Annotated in this window: 2 protein-coding genes; both read left to right on the plus strand. The window is 59.0% G+C overall.

The annotated features are described in order from the left end of the window. Positions 1-53 precede the first annotated feature (53 nt). Positions 54-1,109, plus strand: a complete 1,056-nt coding sequence (locus tag AC6RA8_RS18885; protein ID WP_500354841.1) for a sugar phosphate isomerase/epimerase family protein — start codon at positions 54-56, stop codon at positions 1,107-1,109. Then, complete coding sequence (locus AC6RA8_RS18890) at positions 1,109-2,242, plus strand: Gfo/Idh/MocA family protein (protein ID WP_500354842.1); 1,134 nt, start codon at positions 1,109-1,111, stop codon at positions 2,240-2,242. Before AC6RA8_RS18885 ends, AC6RA8_RS18890 begins: the two co-directional genes overlap by 1 nt. The last annotated feature ends 119 nt before the right edge of the window (positions 2,243-2,361 follow it).

The following is a 2,361-nucleotide window of genomic DNA, read 5'->3' on the forward strand; positions in this document are numbered from 1 at the left end:
TATCTGAAGGAAAACATGCCGACCCCCTAAACGGCATGAAGGGAGGAGACACCATGAAAACCATCAAGGGCCCGGCGCTGTTTCTGGCGCAATTTGCAGGCGATGACGCGCCATTTAACTCGTGGGACGCCATCACCAAATGGGCTGCCGATTGCGGGTACAAAGGTGTTCAGGTGCCCAGTTGGGACGGGCGTTTGATCGACCTTGGCACTGCGGCGGAAAGCAAGGACTATTGCGACACATTCAAGGGGCAAGCCGCCGAAAACGGTGTCGAGGTGACTGAGCTGTCTACCCACCTTCAGGGACAGTTGGTGGCAGTGCACCCGGCCTATGACGAAGCATTTGATGGTTTTGCAGCGGAATCCGTGCGTGGCAATCCCAAGGCGCGGCAGGCATGGGCCGTGAATCAGGTCAAACAGGCGATCTCCGCGTCGGCCAACATGGGGATCGGGGCACACGCGACATTCTCTGGCGCGTTGGCCTGGCCGTACATCTATCCGTGGCCGCAGCGTCCCGCCGGTCTGGTGGAAACGGCGTTTGACGAGCTTGCCGCGCGTTGGCGTCCGATCCTCAATCATGCCGAGGAAAATGGTGTCGATATCTGCTACGAAATCCACCCGGGCGAAGACCTGCATGATGGCGTGACGTTCGAGATGTTCCTTGAGCGCGTAGACAACCATGCGCGCTGCAACATGCTATACGACCCCAGCCACTACGTGCTGCAATGCCTTGATTATCTGGACAATATCGACATCTACAAAGATCGCATCCGCATGTTCCACGTCAAGGATGCCGAATTCAATCCAACAGGGCGGCAGGGCGTATATTCCGGTTATCAGAGCTGGGTCGACCGCGCGGGTCGTTTCCGGTCGCTCGGCGACGGGCAGGTCGATTTTGCAGCCGTGTTTTCCAAGATGGCAGCCAACGACTTTGACGGCTGGGCCGTGGTGGAATGGGAATGCTGCCTGAAACACCCCGAGGATGGGGCGCGCGAAGGTGCGCAATTCGTATCCGATCACATCATCCGCGTGACGGAACGTGCGTTTGACGATTTTGCCGACGGTGGCACGGACGAGGCGGCCAACCGCAAGATGCTGGGGATCGACTGATGGCAGACCGTATCAAGCTAGGCATGGTTGGCGGCGGCAACGACGCCTTTATTGGTGGAGTACACCGCATCGCCAGTCGTATTGACGATCGGTTCGAACTGGTGGCCGGTGCGCTGAGTTCGACGCCAGAGAAGTCGCAGGCCAGTGGCGCTGCGCTGGGTCTGCCGCGTATCTATGATGACTACAAGCAGATGGCGCAGCGCGAGGCGCGGCGGAAGGACGGCATTGATGCCGTCAGCATCGTGACCCCGAACCATGTTCATTACGCGGCGGCGCGCGAGTTCTTGAAACGCGGTATTCATGTGATCTGTGACAAACCGCTGACATCGACTTTGGCCGACGCCAAGAAATTGGTGAAGGCCGCTGAAGATAGCGATGCAATGTTCATCCTGACTCACAACTATACCGGCTATCCCATGGTGCGTCAGGCGCGTGAGATGGTGGCGAATGGCGATATTGGGACCGTCCGTGTGGTGCAGGTCGAGTATCCGCAGGACTGGCTGACAATCGAGCAGGACTTCAAACAGGCCGAATGGCGCACCGACCCAGCGCGATCGGGTGCAGGCGGGTCCACGGGTGATATTGGTACCCATGCGTTCAACCTGGCCTGTTTTGTCACCGGTCTGGAGGTTGATAGCTTGGCGGCCGATCTGGAGGCGTTCGTCCCCGGTCGTCAGGTCGATGACAACGGCCATGTGATGCTGCGGTTCGAGGGCGGCGCCAAGGGGATGCTGTGGTGCAGCCAAGTGGCCCCGGGCAATGAAAACGCGTTGCGCATTAGGGTCTACGGAGACAAGGGCGGCCTTGAATGGGCGCAAGAGGATCCGAACTACCTCTGGCACACACCGTTTGGTGAACCCAAGTGCCTGATTACTCGGAATGGCGCCGGGGCAGGGGATGCAGCTGCGCGCGTGTCCCGTATCCCGCCCGGCCATCCCGAAGGCTATCTGGAAGGGTTCGCTAGTATTTATACTGAGGCTGCGACAGCTATTGCAGCCGTCAAAGCGGGCGATGCTGTGCCACAGGATGTGCTCTATCCGACTATCCATGACGGGTTGAAGGGGGTGCAGTTCGTATCGGCTTGCGTCAAATCCTCGGCCCGCAATGCTGCTTGGGTGAAACTGGATCACTGACAAAAACGGGTAAGGGGGTGGCTTGACCCGCCCCGGCCCTTGGCATATCTGAACATCCGGAGCTGCGGGCGTTGTGTAGTGGTAAGACCTTAGCCTTCCAAGCTAATGACGCGGGTTCG

The sequence above is a fragment of the Tateyamaria sp. genome (assembly GCF_059783535.1).

Bases quoted from the DNA above. Each gene is read 5' to 3' on its own strand.
- AC6RA8_RS18885 (WP_500354841.1), top strand. From the start codon at position 54: ATGAAAACCATCAAGGGCCCGGCGCTGTTTCTGGCGCAATTTGCAGGC.
- AC6RA8_RS18890 (WP_500354842.1), top strand. From the start codon at position 1,109: ATGGCAGACCGTATCAAGCTAGGCATGGTTGGCGGCGGCAACGACGCC.